The organism is bacterium, from assembly GCA_024228115.1.
In the GTDB taxonomy this organism is placed as follows: Bacteria; Myxococcota_A; UBA9160; order UBA9160; family UBA6930.
Window position 1 is genome coordinate 1 of sequence record JAAETT010000072.1, and the last position, 1,272, is coordinate 1,272.

Sequence of the window (1,272 nt, forward strand, 5' to 3'; positions counted from 1 at the left end):
CGGAGGAGCAAAGCGGCCGGCAAGAGAAGCAGGTCGGCAAGCAACGCAAAGACGATGCCGAGGCTGGCGAGGAGACCGAACGAGACGAGACCTCCCCAACGGGAGAACATCAGGACCGCAAAGCCCAGCGCAAGACAGATGCTGGTGATCACAACGGCTTCGCCGACCGTCGTGAGGGTCGTGGTGATTGCGGGCAGGCGCGTGGCGCCTTCGCGGCGGGCGCGCTGATAGCGGAGAGCTACGTGGATCGTGTCATCCACAGCGATCGCCAGGAGGACGGCCGCGACCATGGTGTTTGCGGGATCCACCGCAATCCCGGCCCAGCCCATCAAGCCGAGGAGCGCGATCACGGGGAGCACGTTCACGACGGTTCCCAGCGCTGCGAGGGCTGGTGAAGACCACAAGAGCGCCCACAGAGTCAGACCGACGACAACGAAGGCAGTGGCGAAGCTTCGCCACTGCGTATCTCGAATGCGGCGCTCGGCAAGCGCGGCCAGCTCGAGCCCTCCGTGCAACTCGACCCGGTAGCCCTCGGGTTGGACGTCTTGATTCACATTCGTGATGAAACCCTGGAGGCGATCGACGTACGGGATCTGGTCTTCGCCATTGAGCCAGCTTCGGTGGACCGAGATGCGCGCGCGGTCCCGGTAGACCCGTTCGCCATCACCGCCCTCGGAAGCGGACTCGCTCCAGAAGCCGGAGAGGCCGTGGTAGGACGCAACGATCGGCATCTCCGCTGGCGCTGCTTCGACGAGTTGATCGAGGGACCGAGCCCGGCTTCCGTGGTCGATCCGGTAGGCCTCTTCGAGGAAGTCGAGGAAGCTCCAGGCGATTCCGCTGCTCGGCTCGCTGTCGAAATAGCGCTCGATGCGTTCGAGGAGTCGGAGACTCTCCTCGTCATAGATCCGCTTCCCCTCTGGGATCGTGACCACGAGCTCCGTCGACATCGGCTTCCTAAAGTTGGCCTCCATGAAGCGGACGGAGCGCAAGACCAGCGACTGGTCACCGAAGTCCACCTCGTAGTAGAGCCGCGGGATCCCCGCAGCCAGGCCGATGAACACGGCCATTCCGGTGACGAGAACGAACGTGGGCCTGCTCGACACCGCACCCACCGCGGCGCTCAGCATCTCCCGGACAACGCCGAGCCGGGCCCGGTCCGGGCCGCGCGTGCGCGGAGACATCAGGCAGAGGAGCGCCGGTAGCAGCGTGAACGTGCCGAGGAAGGCAAGAATGAACCCGATGGCAGCAGCAAGACCGAACTGCCTGAAGCTC

Annotated in this window: 1 protein-coding gene; it reads right to left on the reverse strand. The window is 64.9% G+C overall.

Translation table 11 applies throughout. From position 1 onward, the window contains the following. On the reverse strand, positions 1–1,272 hold a 1,272-nt coding region (locus tag GY937_04000), incomplete at both ends, for an MMPL family transporter (GenBank protein ID MCP5055871.1).